This window comes from Qipengyuania proteolytica (genome assembly GCF_019711565.1).
GTDB lineage: Bacteria > Pseudomonadota > Alphaproteobacteria > Sphingomonadales > Sphingomonadaceae > Qipengyuania > Qipengyuania proteolytica.
The window spans coordinates 1-19,061 of record NZ_JAIGNN010000002.1 but is presented as its reverse complement, the minus strand read 5'-3'; the positions used below and the strand labels follow the sequence as shown (position 1 = coordinate 19,061).

The 19,061-nt window shown below is 64.6% G+C and carries 18 protein-coding genes and 1 tRNA gene; 13 read left to right on the top strand and 6 right to left on the bottom strand.

The annotated features are described in order from the left end of the window. The first annotated feature begins 39 nt into the window (after window positions 1-39). The 7 genes from ilvB (at window position 40) to K3172_RS08905 (ending at window position 6,204) form a co-directional block, all read left to right on the top strand. On the top strand, window positions 40-1,791 hold the full coding sequence (ilvB, locus tag K3172_RS08935) for a biosynthetic-type acetolactate synthase large subunit (RefSeq protein WP_221589229.1): 1,752 nt from the start codon (window positions 40-42) through the stop codon (window positions 1,789-1,791). Then, entirely contained in the window at window positions 1,791-2,090 is a 300-nt protein-coding gene (locus K3172_RS08930) for a hypothetical protein (protein ID WP_221589227.1), read from the top strand. Before ilvB ends, K3172_RS08930 begins: the two co-directional genes overlap by 1 nt. Continuing rightward, window positions 2,087-2,602, top strand: a complete 516-nt coding sequence (ilvN, locus tag K3172_RS08925; RefSeq protein ID WP_221589225.1) for an acetolactate synthase small subunit — start codon at window positions 2,087-2,089, stop codon at window positions 2,600-2,602. The genes K3172_RS08930 and ilvN overlap by 4 nt, the downstream gene beginning before the upstream one ends. A gap of 13 nt (window positions 2,603-2,615) precedes the next feature. Further along, on the top strand, window positions 2,616-3,650 hold the full coding sequence (gene ilvC / locus K3172_RS08920) for a ketol-acid reductoisomerase (protein ID WP_221589223.1): 1,035 nt from the start codon (window positions 2,616-2,618) through the stop codon (window positions 3,648-3,650). 16 nt (window positions 3,651-3,666) lie between these two features. After that, the gene (locus tag K3172_RS08915; protein ID WP_221589221.1) at window positions 3,667-4,284 is read left to right on the top strand and encodes a DUF6151 family protein; all 618 of its coding nucleotides are present in this window, start codon (window positions 3,667-3,669) and stop codon (window positions 4,282-4,284) included. Window positions 4,285-4,368: 84 nt separating this feature from the next. After that, window positions 4,369-5,013, top strand: a complete 645-nt coding sequence (locus K3172_RS08910) for a YceI family protein (protein ID WP_221589219.1) — start codon at window positions 4,369-4,371, stop codon at window positions 5,011-5,013. A gap of 42 nt (window positions 5,014-5,055) precedes the next feature. Then, window positions 5,056-6,204, top strand: a complete 1,149-nt coding sequence (locus K3172_RS08905) for an alpha-hydroxy acid oxidase (RefSeq protein WP_221589217.1) — start codon at window positions 5,056-5,058, stop codon at window positions 6,202-6,204. 105 nt (window positions 6,205-6,309) lie between these two features. Here K3172_RS08905 and K3172_RS08900 read toward each other — a convergent pair whose 3' ends face one another. Then, window positions 6,310-7,437 (bottom strand): epoxide hydrolase family protein, encoded by a 1,128-nt coding sequence (locus K3172_RS08900; RefSeq protein ID WP_221589215.1) that lies wholly within the window; start codon window positions 7,435-7,437, stop codon window positions 6,310-6,312. Further along, on the bottom strand, window positions 7,434-7,862 hold the full coding sequence (locus K3172_RS08895; protein ID WP_221589213.1) for a PaaI family thioesterase: 429 nt from the start codon (window positions 7,860-7,862) through the stop codon (window positions 7,434-7,436). The genes K3172_RS08900 and K3172_RS08895 overlap by 4 nt, the downstream gene beginning before the upstream one ends. A gap of 226 nt (window positions 7,863-8,088) precedes the next feature. Here K3172_RS08895 and leuA point away from each other — a divergent pair, with 226 nt between their 5' ends. Both leuA and K3172_RS08885 read left to right on the top strand, forming a co-directional pair. Further along, on the top strand, window positions 8,089-9,768 hold the full coding sequence (gene leuA / locus K3172_RS08890; protein ID WP_221589211.1) for a 2-isopropylmalate synthase: 1,680 nt from the start codon (window positions 8,089-8,091) through the stop codon (window positions 9,766-9,768). Between the two features lie 95 nt (window positions 9,769-9,863). Further along, a complete protein-coding gene (locus tag K3172_RS08885; protein WP_345725628.1) occupies window positions 9,864-10,664 on the top strand; it encodes a hypothetical protein in 801 nt (266 codons plus the stop codon). Between the two features lie 55 nt (window positions 10,665-10,719). Here the strand turns inward: K3172_RS08885 and K3172_RS08880 are convergent, their stop codons facing one another. Next, window positions 10,720-12,732: a S9 family peptidase gene (locus K3172_RS08880; protein ID WP_221589207.1), complete on the bottom strand. Its 2,013-nt coding sequence runs from the start codon at window positions 12,730-12,732 to the stop codon at window positions 10,720-10,722. A gap of 264 nt (window positions 12,733-12,996) precedes the next feature. Between K3172_RS08880 and K3172_RS08875 the strand changes: the two genes are divergently transcribed. Both K3172_RS08875 and K3172_RS08870 read left to right on the top strand, forming a co-directional pair. Next, window positions 12,997-14,052: an amidohydrolase family protein gene (locus K3172_RS08875; RefSeq protein ID WP_221589205.1), complete on the top strand. Its 1,056-nt coding sequence runs from the start codon at window positions 12,997-12,999 to the stop codon at window positions 14,050-14,052. Between the two features lie 82 nt (window positions 14,053-14,134). Then, window positions 14,135-15,103, top strand: a complete 969-nt coding sequence (locus K3172_RS08870; RefSeq protein WP_221589203.1) for an NAD(P)H-dependent flavin oxidoreductase — start codon at window positions 14,135-14,137, stop codon at window positions 15,101-15,103. Here K3172_RS08870 and K3172_RS08865 read toward each other — a convergent pair. From K3172_RS08865 to K3172_RS08855, 3 genes are all read right to left on the bottom strand, one after another. Further along, the gene (locus tag K3172_RS08865) at window positions 15,100-15,600 is read right to left on the bottom strand and encodes an AHH domain-containing protein (protein ID WP_221589201.1); all 501 of its coding nucleotides are present in this window, start codon (window positions 15,598-15,600) and stop codon (window positions 15,100-15,102) included. The two genes, K3172_RS08870 and K3172_RS08865, sit on opposite strands and share 4 nt — an antisense overlap. A gap of 33 nt (window positions 15,601-15,633) precedes the next feature. After that, window positions 15,634-16,353, bottom strand: coding sequence for a hypothetical protein (locus tag K3172_RS08860; RefSeq protein ID WP_221589199.1), 720 nt, complete (start codon window positions 16,351-16,353; stop codon window positions 15,634-15,636). A 196-nt stretch (window positions 16,354-16,549) separates the two neighbouring features. Further along, the gene (locus K3172_RS08855) at window positions 16,550-17,035 is read right to left on the bottom strand and encodes a flavodoxin family protein (RefSeq protein ID WP_221589197.1); all 486 of its coding nucleotides are present in this window, start codon (window positions 17,033-17,035) and stop codon (window positions 16,550-16,552) included. An 82-nt stretch (window positions 17,036-17,117) separates the two neighbouring features. On the opposite strand from K3172_RS08855, the gene recJ reads away from it, so the two are divergent. Both recJ and K3172_RS08845 read left to right on the top strand, forming a co-directional pair. Then, the gene (gene recJ / locus K3172_RS08850) at window positions 17,118-18,902 is read left to right on the top strand and encodes a single-stranded-DNA-specific exonuclease RecJ (RefSeq protein WP_221589195.1); all 1,785 of its coding nucleotides are present in this window, start codon (window positions 17,118-17,120) and stop codon (window positions 18,900-18,902) included. A gap of 83 nt (window positions 18,903-18,985) precedes the next feature. Then, window positions 18,986-19,061: transfer RNA gene (locus tag K3172_RS08845), tRNA-Glu, on the top strand.

Below are 19,061 nucleotides of genomic sequence, written 5' to 3'. Positions count from 1 at the left end.
TTGTGTCTTTCCAACGAGTTGAAGGGTCGGAGAGTTAACGTGACGACGGAGCGTAGCGGCGCCGCAATCCTGATCGAGTGCCTCAAGCGGCAAGGAGTCGAATTCGTGTTCGGCTATCCCGGCGGCGCGGTCCTGCCGATCTACGACGAACTGTTCGCCGACGATGACATCCGGCACATTCTCGTCCGCCACGAGGCCGGCGCCGCGCATGCTGCCGAAGGCTACGCGCGCTCGACCGGCAAGCCGGGCGTCGTGTTGGTGACCAGTGGCCCCGGCGCGACGAATGCCGTGACCGGCATTGCCGACGCCTACATGGATTCCATTCCCATGGTCGTCATCACCGGCCAGGTGCCGACCGCACTCATCGGGACCGACGCATTCCAGGAAGCGGACACCATCGGCCTCACGCGCCACTGCACCAAGCACAATTACCTCGTGAAGGATCCCGAGCGGCTCCGCGCGACGATAGAGGAAGCCTTCCGCATCGCGACGACCGGCCGCCCCGGCCCGGTGCTGGTCGACATTCCCAAGGACGTGCAGATCGCTCTCGCCAATTGGGACGAGCAGGACCAGACGCCCCTCCCATCCCACCGCTACCAGCCCCGCATGGTCGGCGCGGCAGACGAGATCGCCGAAGCCGTCGACATGCTGGCCAAGGCCGAACGCCCGGTGTTCTACACCGGCGGCGGCGTCATCAACGCCGGGCCGCGCGCGACAGAGATGCTCCGCAAGCTGCAGGCGGCCACCAATGCGCCTGTGACCAGCACGCTGATGGGGCTCGGCGCCTTTCCTGCGGATCATCCCGACTGGCTCGGCATGCTCGGCATGCATGGCACCTTCGAAGCCAATATGGCGATGAACAAGGCGGACCTGATCGTTGCCATCGGCGCCCGCTTCGACGACCGCGTGACCGGCCGGCTCGATGCCTTCGCCCCGCAGGCGAAAAAGATCCACATCGATATCGACCGCGCACAGATCAACAAGATCGTGCCCGTCGATCTCGGCATCGTCGGCGATTGCGCACATGTGCTCGAGCAAATCCTCGAAGGGATGAGTGGACGCAAGAGCCGCGACCTGAGCGAATGGAAGGCACGCATCCTCGGCTGGAAGGCGCGCGATTGCCTCGCCTATCCCGACAAGGGCTCGGACCTGATCATGCCGCAGAAAAGCATCGAACGGCTCTTCGCGCTGACGAAGGACCGCGATCCAATCATTACCACCGAGGTTGGCCAGCACCAGATGTGGGCGGCGCAGTATTTCGGCTTCATGGGGCCGAACAAATGGCTCACCAGCGGCGGCCTCGGCACGATGGGCTACGGCCTGCCTGCCGCCATCGGCGCGCAGCTCGGCAATCCCGACGCGCTCGTGATCGACGTGGCGGGCGAAGCGAGCATCCAGATGAACATCCAGGAGCTCGGCACGGCGAGCCAGTACCGCCTGCCCGTCAAGGTGTTCATCCTCAACAACGAATACATGGGCATGGTCCGCCAGTGGCAGGAACTGACCTACGAAAGCCGCTATTCGAACAGCTATTCGGACAGCCTGCCCGATTTCGTGAAACTGGCCGAAGCCTATGGCTGGAAGGGCATCCGGATCGAGGACGAAAGCCAGCTCGATGCCGGGATCGAGGCGATGCTCGCGCATGACGGCCCGGTGATGGTCGACTGCCTGGTCGCCAAGGAGGCGAACTGCTTCCCGATGATCCCGAGCGGGGCGGCGCACACCGACATGCTGCTCTACGGCGACAAGGTGGGCGGCACGATGGACGACGAAGCGAAGGCGCTGGTGTAATGGGCATGATGACGAATTTCCCCGAGCGCTTCGCCGCGCGCGCTGAGCGGCGCTGCTGGTTCGAGCGCAGCGACGCGGAAGAACTGCTCGACTGGCTCGAAGAGAACGGCCTCCGGTTCATCGGCATGGATGTTGCGGAAAAGCAGGGTGACAGTAACTGGGTCCTGATGGCCGACAGCCTCGACCTCAGCCGCCAGACCGACAATTTCGAAGCCGTGCGGCGGGGCCGCGAATTCCTGCGCGAATTCGACGGCGAAGGCCGCATGTTCGAGCCCGTCTGGCAGGGGCGCATGGCATGAAGATCGCCCAGCAGGCGGCAGAGCGCCATGTCCTCAACGTGATCGTCGACAACGAAGCGGGCATTCTCGCCAAGATCGCCGGCATGTTCACCGCGCGCGGTTACAACATCGACAGCCTGACCGTGGCCGACATTTCGGAAGATCACGCGATCAGCCGGATCACTATCGTTACCAACGGGCCCGAACCGGTCATCGACCAGATCCGCGCCCAGCTGGAACGGCTGGTCCCGGTCCACCGCGTGATCGACCTCACCGAAGCCGGCGCGCACGTGGAACGCGAGCTGGCGCTGGTGAAGGTCGCTGGAAAAGGCGACAACCGGGTGGAGGCGCTGCGCATCGCGGAACTGTTCCGCGCCAATGTCGTGGACACCACAACCAGCAGCTTCGTATTCGAACTTACCGGCGCGCCGGACAAGATCGACAGTTTCATCGCCCTGATGCGCGAACTCGGCCTCGTCGAGGTCGGCCGCTCGGGGATCGTGGGAATGATGCGCGGAAGTGACCGCGCCTAGAATGGGGTTTGAAATGCAAGTCTATTACGATGCCGATTGCGACCAGCAGCTGATCAAGGACAAGAAGGTCGCGATCGTCGGCTATGGCAGCCAGGGCCACGCCCATGCGCAAAACCTGCGTGACAGCGGTGTCGGCGAGGTCGTCATCGCATTGCGCGCAGGTTCGGCCACCGCAAAGAAGGCCGAAGGCGCCGGCTTCACGGTCAAGACCGTATCCGAGGCCGCCGAATGGGCCGATGTGCTCATGATCCTCGCACCCGACGAACACCAGGCGACGATCTACGCCAACGAAATCGCCGGCAAGATGCGCCCCGGCACCGCGCTCGCCTTCGCGCATGGCCTCAACATCCATTTCGGCCTGATCGACCCGCCCGCCGATGTCGACGTGATCATGATCGCGCCCAAGGGCCCCGGCCACACGGTGCGCGGCGAATACCTCAAGGGCGGCGGCGTACCCTGCCTGATCGCGGTCCATCAGGAATCGAACCAGTCGGGCGGCAACGGCTTCGCCAAGCAGCTCGCGCTGTCCTATGCCAGCGCCGTCGGCGGCGGCCGTTCGGGGATCATCGAGACCGACTTCAAGGAAGAGTGCGAAACCGACCTCTTCGGCGAACAGGCCGTGCTGTGCGGCGGCATCACCCACCTCATCCAGGCGGGTTTCGAAACGCTGGTCGAAGCGGGCTACGCGCCCGAAATGGCCTATTTCGAGTGCCTTCACGAAACCAAACTGATTGTCGACCTGCTGTATGAGGGCGGGATCGCCAACATGCGGTATTCGATCAGCAACACCGCCGAATACGGCGACATCAAGACCGGCCCGCGCATCATCACGGAAGAGACCAAGGCCGAAATGAAGCGCGTCCTGAAGGACATCCAGTCCGGCCGCTTCGTGAAGGACTTCGTACTCGACAACCAGGCCGGCCAGCCCGAACTCAAGGCGAGCCGCAAGGCTGCCGCCGCGCATCCGATCGAGCAGACCGGTGCCCAGCTACGCGCCATGATGCCCTGGATCGGCGCCAACAAGCTGGTCGACAAGGACAAGAACTGACAGTTAGGACGCGCTTGTGGAAGGAGAGACCAAGAGCGCGTCCGACGACCTGCCTTTCGCCTGCGAATGCGGCGAGGTTTCAGGTTTCGTCCGGCAAGCTACGCCATCGCAGGGCGATCACATCGTGTGCTGCTGCAGCGATTGCCGGGATCTCGCGCGCCATTTCCGCAAGGAGTCGCGGATCCTCGAAGACCATGGCGGGACCCCGCTGTACCAAAGCCGCTGTGCCCGGCTGGAGATCGGGACCGGCAAGCATCGCCTTGCCTGCCTCCACATGACCGAGCAGGCGACGACGCGCTGGTACGCCGAGTGCTGCGGCACACCCCTCTTCAATACCTACAAGAACGGCCGCATTCCCTACGTGACGACTCTGCTGGGCAATTGCGATCCGGCTAGCGTCGACGCCCGGCTCGGCCAGCCGCTCGGTTACCTCTTCCTTGATGAAGCGACGGGTGACACCAGCAAACTTCCAGCCATGCCCATGTCCCGGCTTATACGGCGGTTTTTCCTGCGGATGGTCAAGGATATCCTGTCCGGCGACCGAAGACGGAATCCGCTCTTCGACGCCAGCACGCTGGAGCCGATCGCGGCTCCTCGCCGGCTCCGCATGGAAGAGCGCAACGCCCTGCTTTAGCGCTACAGCGTTTTTGCCGCCCTTTTTCGGAACTCGGCGGACCCGGCGGTTTTCTGGTATCGAGCACCCTGAAGGAGAACGACCGTGAACAAGCCGATTTTCGCACTCGCCCTCGCCACCTCCGGCTTGTTCGCCGTCACATCCATTTCGGCGCAGGAACAACCGCAGATTCCCGGAGCCTTCGACGTCAGTCGCGTTACCGCCGGGACGTATGCCCTCGATCCGGCGCACACACTCGTGCAATGGAGCGTCAGCCACTTCGGTTTCAACGACTATCTCGGCCTATTCGGTAACATCGAGGGCACGATGACGCTCGACCCCGCGAACATCGGCGACACCGAATTCGACATCTCCGTGCCCATCACCAGCGTTGCCGTGCCAAGCGAAGGTCTGCGGGATCATTTGCTCCGACCGGGCAAGGACGGCGGCGCACCCGACTTCTTCGGTCCCGATCCGCAAGCCGCCCGCTTCGTGTCCACGAACGTGCGCCAGACCTCCGATACGACGGCCGTTGTGACCGGCCAGCTGACAATGAACGGCAAAACCGGCCCGGTCACCATGCTCGTCGAATTTACGGGTGCCGGTGCAAATCCGATGAGCAAGGCGCAGACGGTCGGCTTCCACGCGCGCGCGACGATCGACCGGACGCAGTGGGGTGTGAATTACGCAGCGCCGATGGTGGGCAGCGAAGTCGATCTCGACATCAGCGCGGCCTTCGAACGCCAGTAACCCCCCTCGACAATCGCATCGCTTCCCGTCACGAGGATCGGGATGCGTTTGAGCGACTGCCACAATATCGAAGACTTCCGCCGGCTCGCCAAGGCGCGGCTGCCGTGGCCGGTGTTCGATTATATCGACGGGGCAGCGGACGACGAAATCACCAAGCGTCGCAACACCGGCGCTTTCGACGATGTCGATCTCGTGCCTGACGTGCTGGCGGGGGTGGCGGAGATCGACACGTCCTGCACCATCATGGGCCGTAAAAGCGCACTCCCCCTGATGCTCAGCCCTACGGCCCTCCAGCGCGCCTTTCATCGCGACGGCGAGCGGGCGGTCGCGAAGGCGGCGGAAAAATTTGGCGTGTGGTTCGGCATTTCCAGCCTTGCGACCCACTCTATCGAGGAGATCGCCGCGCTTACCAGCGGGCCCAAGCTGTTCCAGCTCTATGTCCACAAGGACAAGGGGCTCAACGCCAGCATGATCGAGCGGTGCAAGGCGGCGCAATTCGATGCCATCGCTCTGACTGTCGACACGATCGTTTCGGGCAAGCGCGAGCGGTGCCTGCGGTCGGGCTTCACCACCCCGCCCCGCTTCACGCCCTCGGCGCTCTGGAGTTACGCCACGCGCCCGCGCTGGACACTGGACTATGTGTTCGGCCCGAAGTTCCGCCTGCCGAACCTCGACGAATACGTCAGCGAGGGAAGCGGCAAGGCGGTCAGTATCCAGGAATATTTCAACACCATGCTCGACACGGGGATGGATTGGGATACCGCCGCCCGCATCCGGCAGGACTGGGGCGGGACCTTCGCGATCAAGGGCGTGATGAGCGCCGCCGATGCCCGCCGCGCGGTCGAAATCGGCGCCGATGCCATCTGGATTTCCAACCATGGAGGGCGGCAACTCGATGGCAGCCGTGCCCCGTTCGACCAGCTCGGCGAGATCGTCGATGCAGTCGGCGGCGAGATCGAGATCGTGCTCGACGGCGGCGTCAGGCGCGGGACGCATGTGCTCAAGAGTCTTGCCGCAGGGGCTTCCGCAGCCTCGGGCGGGAGGCTGTATCTCTATGCGCTCGCGGCAGCCGGGCAGCCCGGGGTCGAACGGGCGATCTGCATCCTCAAGGAAGAGATCGAGCGCGGCATGCGCCTGATGGGGGTCACATCCATCGACCAGCTGACGCCAGACCGCCTGCGCTGGCGCTAGGTCCTCCACCCCGAAGTCATTGCGAGGAGCCGCAGGCGACGCGGCATTACAGGGCTGCCGGGACTGGATCGCTTCGCTGCGCTCGCAGGGACTAAAAAAGGGCCCTTAGATCATCTTCCCGAAACAGGCGCGCAGTTCTTCCACAAACAGCTCCGGCTGTTCCCAGGCGGCGAAATGACCGCCCCTTTCGAGCTCGTTCCAGTAGACGAGATTGGTCAGACTGCGTTCTACCCATTCGCGGGGCGCGGGCAGGATTTCCTTCGGGAAAGCGCTGACGCCCGCGGGGATCGCCACGGTGCCGGCACCGAACGATCCGAAGCTCTCCCAATAGAGGCGCGCCGCCGACGCGCCCGTCGCTGGAAGCCAGTAAAGCATGATGTCGTCGAGCACCTGGTCCATCGAGAGCGCATCCCATGGCGAGCCGCCGTTGTCGGTCCAGAAGAACACTTTCTCGAGAATCCACGCGGCCAGCCCGACAGGGGAATCGACCAGCGAGTACCCGATCGTCTGCGGACGCGTGCTCTGCTGCTTGGAATAGCCGGAATCCCATTCCTGGTAGAAACCGCGCCGCTGCAGGGCACGCAGTACCTTTGGGTCACTGCTTTGCATGTCCTCTGGCCCGGGCCGTCCGATCGGCATGTTGAGATGGATGCCCTTGCATCCCTTCGGGGCGAGCTGGCCGATCGCGGTCGTCACGGCAGATCCCCAGTCCCCGCCCTGCGCCACCCAGTGGGAATAGCCGAGCCGCTGCATGAGTTCGGCCCATGCTCGCGCGATCCTCTCGATCCCCCAGCCGGTGCGATCCGGCTTTCCTGAAAACCCATAACCCGGCAGCGAGGGCGCCACGACGTGGAAGGCCATGTCGTCCGGATTGGCCGGCTCGGCCAGAGCGTCGATCACGCCGAGGAACTCCACCACCGATCCCGGCCAGCCATGCGTGATGACGAGCGGCAGGGCATCCGGCCTCGAACTGCGTCGATGGAGGAAGTGAATGTCCAGCCCGTCGATTTCGGTCGTGAATTGTCCGATCGCGTTCAGCCGTGCTTCGCAGCGTCGCCAGTCGTATTCGATCCGCCAGTAGGCGACGAGTTCCTTCAGCGCCGCGAGCCTTGTGCCCTGCGACCAGTCGTCGACCGGTTCCTCTTCCGGCCAGCGCGTCTGGTCGAGCCGGTCGGCAAGGCGGACTAGTTCGTCTTCGGGGATCGCTAGGGTGAAAGGTGCGATGGTGCTCATCCCTCGCCCTCCAGCGCCTTTCTGGATGCAGCCATCACACGTTGCACATCGGCCAGCAGGATCGTGCTGGTCGCCTTGGCAAGCACGGTGCCCTTCTCGTCCAGCAAGTGCCCCTCGTAGAAGCTCGTTTGCCGCCCGTGGCGCTCGACCCAGGCTTCGGCCACTACCAGACCGGGACGTGTAGGAGCGAAGTAGCTGACCTTGAGCTCCAGTGTCATGGGGACGATCCCGGCACCATTCTTCGCCATCGCCGCATGCGCTATCGCCGCGTCGATCCATCCGCTGATGAAGCCGCCCTGCACCACGCCGCCCGAATGGCACTGTTCGGGCTTGGCCATGTATTCCAGGCTCGCGCGGCCTGCGGGATCGGTAGACACGATCCGCACCAGTCCCATGGTCTCGTAGAGTGAATGCCCGTCCGCCATCGTCTCTCCTGTCGTTGGCGAAAGATAATTTCTCCCGCCCCCCAAGCCTGTTTTGCTTTACAACGCGGCACCGGCTTAGCATACGAGGGGCCATGCACAACGCACTCGGCCTTATTCTGCGACTTACACGCCCTTGGGCGTGATAGCTGGCGTGCCTCCCGCGGTGCGCTGAGCGCCCAAGGGACCCTTCACCAAGACCAGTCCACGCACTATCCGAGATTCCCCGATGTCCATGCTCCGCGACCCGAGCACCAAATACTCCGCTTTCCCGCAGGTTCCCCTGCCCGACCGGCAATGGCCGAGCCGCACGATCACCGCCCCGCCCCGCTGGCTTTCTACCGATCTGCGCGATGGCAACCAGGCCATCGTGGACCCGATGGACGCGCACAAGAAGACCCGCTTCTTCGACCTCCTCGTCGAGATCGGCGTCAAGGAGATCGAGGTCGGCTTTCCCAGCGCCGGGGCGACCGAATTCGACTTCATCTCGGGTCTGGTGAAGTCGGGCCGCATTCCTGACGACGTGATCGTCCAGGTCCTTACCCAGAGCCGCGAGGACCTGATCCGGACCAGCTTCGCCAGCCTCACCAGTGCCAAGCAGGCGATCGTCCACCTCTACAATGCCGTTAGCCCAGCCTGGCGCGAGGTCGTCTTCGGGATGAGCAAGGAGCAGGTGCGCGACATCGCCGTGGCTGGTGCCAAGGTCATGCGTGACGAGGCGGCTAAACAGCCGGGCACCGACTGGCACTTCGAATATTCGCCCGAGACCTTCTCCACCGCCGAACTCGATTTCAGCCTCGAGGTCTGCGAAGCGGTGATGGAGGTGCTGGCTCCGACGCCCGAGCATCCGATCATCCTCAACCTGCCCGCGACTGTCGAGGCGGCGACGCCAAATATCTACGCCGATCAGGTCGAATACTTCATCCGCAACCTGCCGAACCGCGAGAGCGCGGTCATCAGCCTCCACACCCATAACGACCGCGGGACAGGCGTTGCGGCGGCGGAGCTGGCCCTGATGGCGGGCGCAGACCGCGTGGAAGGGTGCCTGTTCGGCAATGGCGAGCGCACGGGCAATTGCTGCCTCGTGACCATGGCGCTCAACCTGTACACGCAGGGGATCGACCCGAAGCTCGACTTTTCGGACATCGACCGGGTCATCGAGACTGTCGAATATTGCAACGAACTGCCCGTCCACCAGCGCCATCCCTATGGCGGCGAGCTGGTCTACACGGCGTTTTCCGGCAGCCACCAGGACGCCATCAAGAAGGGCTTTGCCGCGCACCAGAGCCAGAATTCGCCGCAATGGCGCGTGCCCTACCTGCCGATCGACCCCGCCGATCTCGGGCGCAGTTACGAGGCGGTCATCCGCGTCAATTCGCAATCCGGCAAGGGCGGCTTCGCCTGGGTGCTGGAGCAGGACCAGGGCCTCAAGCTGCCCAAGAAGATGCAGGCCGATTTCAGCCCGCACGTCCAGCGCATGGCGGACGAATTGGGCCGCGAACTGAATGCCGCCGACATCTGGAGCGCGTTCAAGACCGCCTATCACGTCCAGACCCATCCCAAGCATTTCCAGCTGGTCGATTACGAGGAACGCCGTGCGAGCGATGGCACGCGCCTGTTCACCGGCACGATCGCGGTCGAGGGTCAGGAACAGACCGTCTCGGGCCGCGGCAATGGCCTTATCTCATCCGTGCTTTCGACCATCGAGGATGCCTTCGGTCTCACGCTCGAGATCGTCGATTACACCGAGCATGCGCTGACGACCGGCCGCGACAGCCGCGCCGCGGCCTATCTCGAATGCCGTACTCCCAATGGTCAGACAATCTGGGGCTGCGGCATCGACGAGGACGTTGCCACCGCGAGCGTTCGGGCCGTCCTCAGCGCCGCCAATTCGGCGATAGGCAGATGAGCCGCTTGACTAAAACGGATTAGTCTGGGCCGCAGCAGGATTAGCGTGTTTACTGGACGCTGATCCGGTGCAATCTTTCCACGATGGACGGGGACGTGGAGACTCTGCCTGCCTATGTGGTGAAGGCCGCCGATTTTCCGGCGCTCTATTATCTCGACCAGTCGCATCCGCGCCCGGCCCGCACGCAATGGATCAACCGCGCGACCGACCAACCGCTGCGCCGCTCGACGATCGAGATGCTGCTGCGAACGATGTTCGTCGACACGAACACGCCGAGCGTCAGGAAACTGCACCAGACATCCGGCTTGCGCGCCTCGTTCAGCAGCGATCGCGATCGCGACCGGTTCGCCCGCGTCTTCGATGGCGCGCGCAGCAGGTTCGAGGCCACGCACGACACCGTCCTCACCGCAGCCTATGACGACGAGGCCGCGGCAGAGCGCATCGTTTCCAGCTTGCACGATGCCGCGATTCCTCGCGAGGCGATCTCGCTGGTCTGGCGCACCAGCCAGTACCTCGATGCGGACTACCGCGCCGAGGAAGGGCACAGCGTCACTTCGGTGGCAGGCACGATGCTCGGAAGCGGCCTCGCGGGGGCGATGCTCGGCGTTGGCGTGCTTGTCGTGCCGGGCGTGGGGCCCGTGGCGGTGGCGGGCGCCCTGACCGCGTCGGCGTTCGGTTCGATCGCGGCCGTCAGCGGCATCATCGGGGCGACCGGGGGCGCGATCGCAAAAATGCTGAGCGACCACGACGTCGACGGTGTCTCCGCCGGTCTTTACGAGCAGGAGATCCGCCGCGGGAAGGTGTTCCTGTCCATCGATACGCGCAAGTGCGCCGATCGCGTGGACGAGGCCGACGCGATCATCCGACAGTCGGGCAAGCGCTCCCGTTACGCCTGACCTGCTTCGCGTGCCGTCGTCGCGGCAGGCGGTCTGAAGACCTGGCTGACCCTCGTTACTTCACGTGATCGTCGTACCATTTGAGCCAGCGTTCCATGCGGTCCACGATGAAGCTCGGCCGGCGAATACCGTGTGACTGCTCCGGATAGATAACCAGTTGCGTTTCGATGCCCCTGGTCCGGAGCGCCTGGTACATCTGTTCGCTGGCCAGCGTCGGCACGTTGACGTCCGCGCCGCCGACCATGAACAGTGTCGGGGTGACGATCCGCTGGTTCTCGAAGAACGGATAGCTGATCCGGTCCCATGCCTCGCGGTTCTCCCACGGATAGCCGAGCTCGATGTCATATTCGTAGACATAGTGATCGGTGCCGTAACCGGCGACGATGTTGGAGATCGAGGCGCCCGACACGGCGGCCTTGAACCGCTGGTCGCTGGCGATCGTGTAATTGGTGAGCATGCCGCCATAGGACCAGCCCCCGATCACGAGCTTGTCGGGATCGGCAACGCCCTCATCGACCACGTGATCGACCGCGGCCAGCACGTCCTCGACATCGACCGAGCCCCAGGCGGCATTGATCGCGGCGGCGAAATCCTGTCCGCGGCCGGTGCTGCCGCGCGGATTGACATAGACCACCGCATATCCCCGCGCAGCCATCACTTCGAGCATCATGTCGAAACCGACATCGTACTGGGCCGTGGGACCGCCGTGGATGATGAGTGCGGTCGGCAGCCGGGTGCCCTTCCTCCAGCCCGGCGGCGTCTTCAGGAAGCCGTGGACTTTGGTCCCGTCCTTGCTCGCAAAGCTGATCCGTTCGACCTTGCCCATGTCGATCTCGTCGGCAAGCGCCGCATTGTGCCGGGTAAGCTGGCGCAATTCCGTTCCGGATAGCCCATAAATCTCGTCGGGCGCGCCGGACCGACCGACCCGCAGCGCCACGCGCCCATTGTCCGCCATGCTGGGATCGGCGAGCACCCACTCTCCGCTCCGCATGTCGCGCACTTCGCCGCCATTGGCAGCGATCGCCGCCAGTCGCTGCACACCGTCATCCTCGACGATGAAGCTGATCGCCGAACCGTCCGCCGACCAGATCGGATCGCTCACATTGCGATCGAGCGCGTCGGTCAGGACCAAGCCCTCCCCACCCGATGAAGGCACGACCGCCAGATCGTTGGTGGCATACCAGATCAGCTTGGGATCGCCGGTCCGGATATAGGCGATCCGGCTGCCGTCCGGGCTCCATGCCGGATAGGAGCCGAAGCCGGGATCATTATCGGCCCCGGCGTATCGCGTGACCTGCAGCGGCGCCTTTCCCGGCTGGTCGATCCGGGCGACATAGAGATTGAAGTCCGGGGACCGCTCCGCATCCGCGAACCGGCGCGACACGAATGCCACCCGTGACCCGTCGGGCGAGAACACAGGCATGGCCTCGTCGAAATCGCCGTCGGTCAGACGCTGCGCCTTCCCGCTTTCGATATCGTACAGCCACAGTCTTTCGCGGCGATTGTCGAGATAGCCGACCCCGTCCTGCTTGAAGCGGTAGCGATCGATCACGATCGGTTCGGGACGATCCTTCTTGGCCTTGTCCTTCCTCGGCTTGGCATCCTGGACAATCAGCGCAAGCTTCGAGCCATCGGGCGAGAAGGCGAAGTCCGAGACCGAACCATCGATCCCCTCCAGCGCATAGGCCTCGCCCCCGGCGAGCGGGAGGAACCAGAGCTTGTCGGGCGTGTCTTCCGCCCCATCCTCGTCGGCGTCGCGGCCGGAGATGAACGCGATCACGCGGCCATCGGGGCTGAATTTGGGATTGCTTTCGGTTTCCCCTGCCCGGTGCGTCAGCTGGCGCGTGCCGCTGCCGTCCCACTGGGCGAGCCAGATATGGGTTTCGGTCTTGTCCTTCTCCACATCGGTCTCGCGCACCGTGTAGACGACTTGCGAACCGTCGGGCGCGATGTCCGGGGACGAGACGTCCTTCTGGCGCAGGAGATCGGCGATTTCGGCAGGACGGGCAATCGCGGCGTAGGGAATGGCCGACGTCATCAAAGCCGCGGCAAGGATCAGATTGCGCATGGGAACCCCTCTTGTTTGGGCTTGAATACGCTATCCGTTTCCGCTCGCAAGCGGCCATCTTTCCTACAGTTGCCTGCGCCGCCTATCCTCTGCGGGATGTCCCCTCGTTGTCCCACGCCCGAAACCGCTGGCCACAAGCCTGTGGCGGGTACCGAGGGTTTTTCTTGCATGGACCGTGGTCCATGTGGTCCATGTCATGGGACTGGCGCGGGGGCGTTCCAACACGTCTCCAACACGCGCCGCAGCGAGGGAGAGAGCTGAGCCATGACCGCCACCGAAAAGATCCTCGAACCCGATCTGCCGATCATCGATCCGCACCATCACCTGTGGGACCTGCGCCCCCTGATGGGCGCCTTCCCCGAACCGCGGCACGACTTCCTCGAAGCGCTGACGGGAGCGGCCTACTACACGTTCGATGAACTGCATGCCGATACCCACAGCGGGCACAACGTCGTCGGCACCGTCTTCATGGAATGCGGCGCGTTCTACGATGCGAGCCGCGGCGAAGCGATGAAGCCTGTCGGCGAGGTGGAGTTCGTCAACGGGGTGGCGGCGCAGGGTGCGAGCGGGCTCTACGGCGCCTACCGGCCGTGCGCAGGGATCGTCGGCCATGCGGACCTGACGCTGGGCGATGCGGTGAAGCCGGTGATCGAGGCACTCATCGCGGCCGGCAATGGCCGCTTCCGCGGCATCCGCCATGCGGCGGCCTGGGACGCCGATCCCGACGTGCTCGGCCCGCCGTTCCATGCGCCTGAAGGCCTCTACCGGTCGGACGCGTTCCGCGCGGGCTTTGCCGCCTATGCCGAACACGGCCTGACCTTCGACGCATGGCTGCTCGAACCCCAACTGGGCGATGTGCTCGACCTGGCAAAGGCTTTCCCGGATCAGCAGATCGTCCTCGACCATTGCGGTACGCCGCTCAACATCGCTTGCTATCGCGGCAAGCTGCACGAACGCTTCGACACCTGGCGCCGCTCGATCCACGCGCTCGCCGAGTGCCCCAATGTGGCGGTGAAGCTGGGCGGCCTTGCCATGGCCTTCTGCGGCCTGCCCGAGGACGGTCCTGCGAGGGGCCACGGCTCGGAGCACCTGGCGGCGCTGTGGCGTCCCTATATCGAGACCTGCATCGAGGCCTTCGGGCCCGAGCGCGGGATGTTCGAAAGCAACTATCCGGTCGACCGCTGGGGCGCGAGCTACCCGGTCCTGTGGAACGCCTTCAAGCGCCTCGCGCAGGGCCACAGCGCGGACGAGAAGCATGCGCTCTTTGCGGGCACGGCGGCGCGCATCTACGGCATCGAGCACGTCCTCCCGGCCACCTGACCCTTTCCGTAACGTCAGTCTCGACAAGCGCGGGGCCGCCCCATAGGTGGCATTGCGAAACCGATCAGAGAGGAACTCCCGCATGTCCCTGCCCGCCCCGTTCGACAAGCTTCGCCTGCCCGTCATCGGTTCGCCGCTGTTCATCGTTTCGGGACCTGAATTGGTCATCGCGCAATGCAAGGCGGGTATCGTGGGCAGCTTCCCCGCGCTCAATGCACGACCGCAGAGCGAACTCGACGAATGGCTCCACCGGATCACGGAGGAGCTGGCCGCGCACAATCGCGACAATCCCGATCGCCCGGCCGCGCCCTTCGCGGTCAACCAGATCGTCCACAAGTCGAACGACCGGCTCGATGCCGACATGCAGACCTGCGCCAAGTGGCAGGTGCCGATGGTGATCACCTCGCTCGGTGCGCGCGAAGAGGTGTTCCAGGCAGTCGACAGCTGGGGCGGGATCACGATGCACGACGTCATCAACGACCGCTTCGCGCGCAAGGCGATCGAAAAGGGCGCAACGGGTCTCATCCCCGTTGCCGCCGGTGCCGGTGGCCACGCGGGCACGCTCAGCCCCTTCGCGCTGATGCAGGAAATCCGCAGCTGGTTCGACGGGCTCGTCGCGTTGTCCGGCTCGATCGCGCATGGTCGCTCGATCCTCGCGGCGCAGGCGCTGGGGGCAGACTTCGCCTATATCGGATCGCCCTGGATCGCCGCGACCGAGGCCAATGCCGACGAGGGATACAAGAAGGGCATCGTCGAAGGCGATGCGAGCGGGATCGTCTACACCAACCTCTTCACCGGCGTGCACGGCAATTACCTGCGCTCGAGCATCGAGGCATCGGGGCTCGACCCGGACAACTTGCCCGAAAGCGATCCCAGCAAGATGAACTTCGGCAGCGGCGGCAACACCAAGGCCAAGGCGTGGAAGGATATCTGGGGATCGGGCCAGGGCATCGGTACGGTGAAGGAAAGCGCGCCGGTCGAACACACGGTCGCACGACTTGAACGGGAATACGAGGCCGCCAAGGCCGCACTGGCCAAAGCCACCGCCTAGGTTGCGTCCCAGAGTTCCTCGGCAAGGGCGTCGAGCGAACTGAAATCCATTTCGCGCTGCGCGGGATCGCGCCGGTTGAGCCGGTGCGGACGACGCTCGTCGAGGAGCTGAAGGCGGAGCGCCCCCTGCAACGCCTCCAGTTGACGGAGCGCTGCGGCGCATGCCGCTGCCGTGTCTTCTTGGCGAGTAGCAGCCCAGGCTTCCTCGATCTGGCCCACCTTCTCGATCACCATCGCATTGTAATCGCGATGCGGTCCCCGGTGGAGCGGGAGTGCGAGCCGCTCGGCCGCATCTTCCCTCGACGGTAGCAGCAACCCGTTGCGGCGGAAATCGTCGAACCCGATCGCCTCCACACCGACTGCATCGAAAAGCCTGGCGAAGCAGCGGATCGAGAGGAGCTGCGATGGAAGGAGGTGATGGCGCTGCAGCGAGGGGTCGTGGTGCGCGCTGTCGCGCCGGTTGACAGCCCGGAATGGCAGCCGCGGGCGTCGACGCATGGCGAAAGGTCCCAGCGTGCCGTGCATCGGGCCTCAGCCGCAAACCGCCCGGATCAGCTTGGCATCATCATCGGCCAAAAGTGCAATCCGCGGCCAACCGGCAAAGTCGAGATGGGCAGGAAAGTCGTTCTCCCCTCTGCCGACCAGCTCGTGGACCAGGCGCAGGGCGAGTTTGGCGGCTGCAGGACGATCGCTGTTAAGCGCGGCTTCGAGCTCGAGTTCGCGGCCGAGAAAGAAGCTCAGACCGTCGGTGCGTCCAGTCCGGCGATCGCTTTGGGTCCACCCTATCAGCAAGGGGCCGGGAAAGGGGCCGCCGTTCAGCCAGCCTGAGACCAGGCGGGAGAACGTATCTGCTGCGATCAAGCTCGCCGACGGGAGCCACATGGCTCCGACGCAAGCGGCAAATCGGCCCATGATATCCACCGCCAGGGAGAGTTGTGTGCGCACGACCGGCAGGCTGTGCGCGCCATCGGCGAGATGGGGTCCCGGGAACAGGCCTATCGCCTCACTCGGCGCTTTCCTTGGAGAGGCTACCGAACCGACAAGATGCCGCGGCTTCGAAATATCGACCCCCGGACCGTCACCGAGGCCGAGACAATCGAAGGTCAATCCGTCTCGCAAGAGTTCGAGCCCAAAATGCGGCGCCAGCGCGGGCCGCTGCCCGTGCCCATCCCCCGTCGGGACCGGCAAATCGTCCGCCGCCGGGTCGAAACTGACGAAGACACGGTCGAGACCTGGAACGGCAGCGAGCATATCGTCCCGCGACGGTCGCTGCCCCGGAGGAAACAGCAACAGCAATCCGCTGCGCGCCTCACGCGCCGACGGCACCCCATCGTGTTGACCTTTATCGGAAATTGCGAAGCCCCCCAGCCAGACGCTTATTGTCGCGCTGTCTCAAGACATTGTCGAGTCGGAACGACGAAGTTGGGTCCGATTTGGTGGCGAATACTCAAAAAATGCCGAGTGACAGGCCCTGCGCCATCGCTTTGCCCATAGCGCTTGCCTGGCGAAGTTCCCCGCCCCCAACATTCTTCGGCGCCAAGATTTCTTCCGGCGTTTGCGCTGCGGTAGCAACGATCCACGGCTCCGCGATCCGCTTCAGCCGCCACCCGGTCGCGATCCGGTCGATCTGACGCTGTGCCCCTTCCCCATCGCTGCCGGCTGCGATGATGGTGGCGTAGGGGCGACCTTCTATCCGCCCCAGGACTGGATAGTAGCAGCGATCGAACATCTCCTTCATCGCACCGCTCATCGTCGCGAGATTTTCCGGGCAGCAGAAGAGATAGCCGGACGCACGCAGGATGTCCGCTGGCTGCACCTCGTCACAAACCATCAGGACGGCACCTTCACCAGCCCCTTCCGCCGCGGCCTGCGCAAGCTGTTGCGAGGTGCCGGTCCGGCTGTGCCAGACGATCAGGAGCGAATGGTCGATCATAGGCGTCACCATCGCCCGGCCCTGTCGATTGTCAATCGCCAGGCGGTTTCGCGCAGGTCGCAGGTCGTATAGACACGGCTGTATGACCTCCCCTGTGCTCTCCCATGTCTTCGGCGTCTCGCAATCCCTGACCGGGCGGGCGTGGCGGTGGCGCGGCGGCAACATGGAGCTCGGCACCTCGCTCGGTTCGGGCGACGATCTTGTCGCGCAACTGATGCTGGCCCGCGGCGTGGAGCGCGATGATCTGGAACGCCATCGCGCGCCGACCCTGCGGGGTTTCCTGCCCGACCCGTCGGCGTTTCGCGACATGGATGCCGCGGCGGACCGGATTGCGCAGGCGATCCTCGCCGAAGAGAAGATCACCATTTACGGCGATTACGACGTCGATGGCGCGACCAGTTCGGCCCTGCTGATCCGGTTGCTGCGCGATCTTGGGGTCGGGGCGGACTACTACATTCCGAACCGCCTGCTGGAAGGATACGGCCCTTCGGGTGAAGCGCTGGTCAAGCTCGGGCAACAAGGCAGCAGCCTGATCGTCACCGTAGACTGTGGCGCGATGGCCCATGAGGCACTGGCGATGGCACATGATGCCGGGATCGACGTGATCGTCGTCGACCACCACAAATGCGCCGCGGAACTTCCCAAGACCGTTGCGCTGGTTAATCCGAACCGGCTCGACGAGGACGATTTCGCCTCCAGCCATGGGCACCTTGCCGCCGTCGGCGTGGCCTTCCTGCTTGCAGTCGCGCTGGTGCGAACCTTGCGCGCGCGCGGCTATTTCGAGAACCGCGCCGAACCCGACCTGTTCGCACTCCTCGATCTCGTCGCACTCGGCACGGTGGCCGATGTGGCAGCCCTGCACGGGCTCAACCGCGCTTTCGTCGCGCAAGGCCTCAAGGTCATGGCGAAGCGGGACAACATCGGCATGTCGGCGCTGATCGATGCCAGCCGGCTGAAGCGCGCTCCGGCCTGCTCGGACCTGGGCTTCGCTCTCGGACCGCGCATCAATGCCGGAGGGCGGGTGGGTGAATCGACGCTCGGCGTACGGCTGTTGACCACCGAGGATGCGGAGGAAGCGCGCAGCATCGCTGCCCAGCTGTCCGCACTCAATGACGAGCGCAGGGCGATCGAAGCCGCGGTGCAGGAGGCAGCGGAAGAGCAACTCGCCTCGCAGCAAAACCGGGCGGTTCACGTCCTTCATGGCAATGGCTGGCATCCCGGCGTGATCGGCATCGTCGCCGGCCGCATCAAGGAGAAGACCGGCAAGCCGTCGGTCGTGATCGCGCTCGACGCCGAAACCGGACAGGGCAAAGGTTCGGGACGGTCGATTTCGGGTGTGGATCTTGGCGCAGCGATCATTCGCGCGCGGGCCGAGGGTTTGCTCGTCGCGGGCGGCGGCCATGCCATGGCTGCCGGACTGACCATCGATTCGCCCCGCCTCGACGATTTTGCCGAATGGCTGGATTCGCATCTCGAGCGGCAGGTGATGCAAGCCAGCGCGAGCCGGGAGATGGCGCTCGACGTCGCAGTGGCGCCGGGCGGATTGTCGCCGGAACTGGTCGAGACACTGGAGTGTGGCGGCCCCTATGGCGTCGGCTGGCCCGCGCCCCGCGTGGCGGTAGGGCCGGTGAGGCTGGTCAAATGCGATATCGTCGGCACCGACCATGTCCGGATCATCGCGGCAGGCGACGACGGCCGCAGCTTCAAGGGGATCGCCTTCCGCGCAGCCGATAGCGAGATGGGACAGGCCCTGCTGCACGGCGCGCGAGGACGCCGCTTGTGGCTTGCCGGGAGGGTCAAGATCGACGACTGGGGCGCCCGCCCGCAGGCGGAATTGCACCTCGAGGATGCTGCGTGGGCCGATTGATCCTCCGCATCGCACGATCATCGCCATTCGAGGGTTGACGCCCCGCCCCGCCCCGCCTAAGTGCGCCGCCACGCCACCGATGTGGCCCCTTCGTCTAGCGGTCTAGGACGCGGCCCTTTCACGGCTGAAACACGGGTTCGAGTCCCGTAGGGGTCACCA

Excerpts from the sequence above, each read along its gene's own strand:
- K3172_RS08930 (WP_221589227.1), top strand. The coding sequence starts at position 1,791 with ATGGGCATGATGACGAATTTCCCCGAGCGCTTCGCCGCGCGCGCTGAG.
- ilvN (WP_221589225.1), top strand. The coding sequence starts at position 2,087 with ATGAAGATCGCCCAGCAGGCGGCAGAGCGCCATGTCCTCAACGTGATC.
- ilvC (WP_221589223.1), top strand. The coding sequence starts at position 2,616 with ATGCAAGTCTATTACGATGCCGATTGCGACCAGCAGCTGATCAAGGAC.
- K3172_RS08905 (WP_221589217.1), top strand. The coding sequence starts at position 5,056 with ATGCGTTTGAGCGACTGCCACAATATCGAAGACTTCCGCCGGCTCGCC.
- K3172_RS08900 (WP_221589215.1), bottom strand. The coding sequence starts at position 7,437 with ATGAGCACCATCGCACCTTTCACCCTAGCGATCCCCGAAGACGAACTA.
- K3172_RS08895 (WP_221589213.1), bottom strand. The coding sequence starts at position 7,862 with ATGGCGGACGGGCATTCACTCTACGAGACCATGGGACTGGTGCGGATC.
- leuA (WP_221589211.1), top strand. The coding sequence starts at position 8,089 with ATGTCCATGCTCCGCGACCCGAGCACCAAATACTCCGCTTTCCCGCAG.
- K3172_RS08880 (WP_221589207.1), bottom strand. The coding sequence starts at position 12,732 with ATGCGCAATCTGATCCTTGCCGCGGCTTTGATGACGTCGGCCATTCCC.
- K3172_RS08875 (WP_221589205.1), top strand. The coding sequence starts at position 12,997 with ATGACCGCCACCGAAAAGATCCTCGAACCCGATCTGCCGATCATCGAT.
- K3172_RS08870 (WP_221589203.1), top strand. The coding sequence starts at position 14,135 with ATGTCCCTGCCCGCCCCGTTCGACAAGCTTCGCCTGCCCGTCATCGGT.
- K3172_RS08865 (WP_221589201.1), bottom strand. The coding sequence starts at position 15,600 with ATGCGTCGACGCCCGCGGCTGCCATTCCGGGCTGTCAACCGGCGCGAC.
- K3172_RS08860 (WP_221589199.1), bottom strand. The coding sequence starts at position 16,353 with ATGCTCGCTGCCGTTCCAGGTCTCGACCGTGTCTTCGTCAGTTTCGAC.
- K3172_RS08855 (WP_221589197.1), bottom strand. The coding sequence starts at position 17,035 with ATGATCGACCATTCGCTCCTGATCGTCTGGCACAGCCGGACCGGCACC.
- recJ (WP_221589195.1), top strand. The coding sequence starts at position 17,118 with ATGACCTCCCCTGTGCTCTCCCATGTCTTCGGCGTCTCGCAATCCCTG.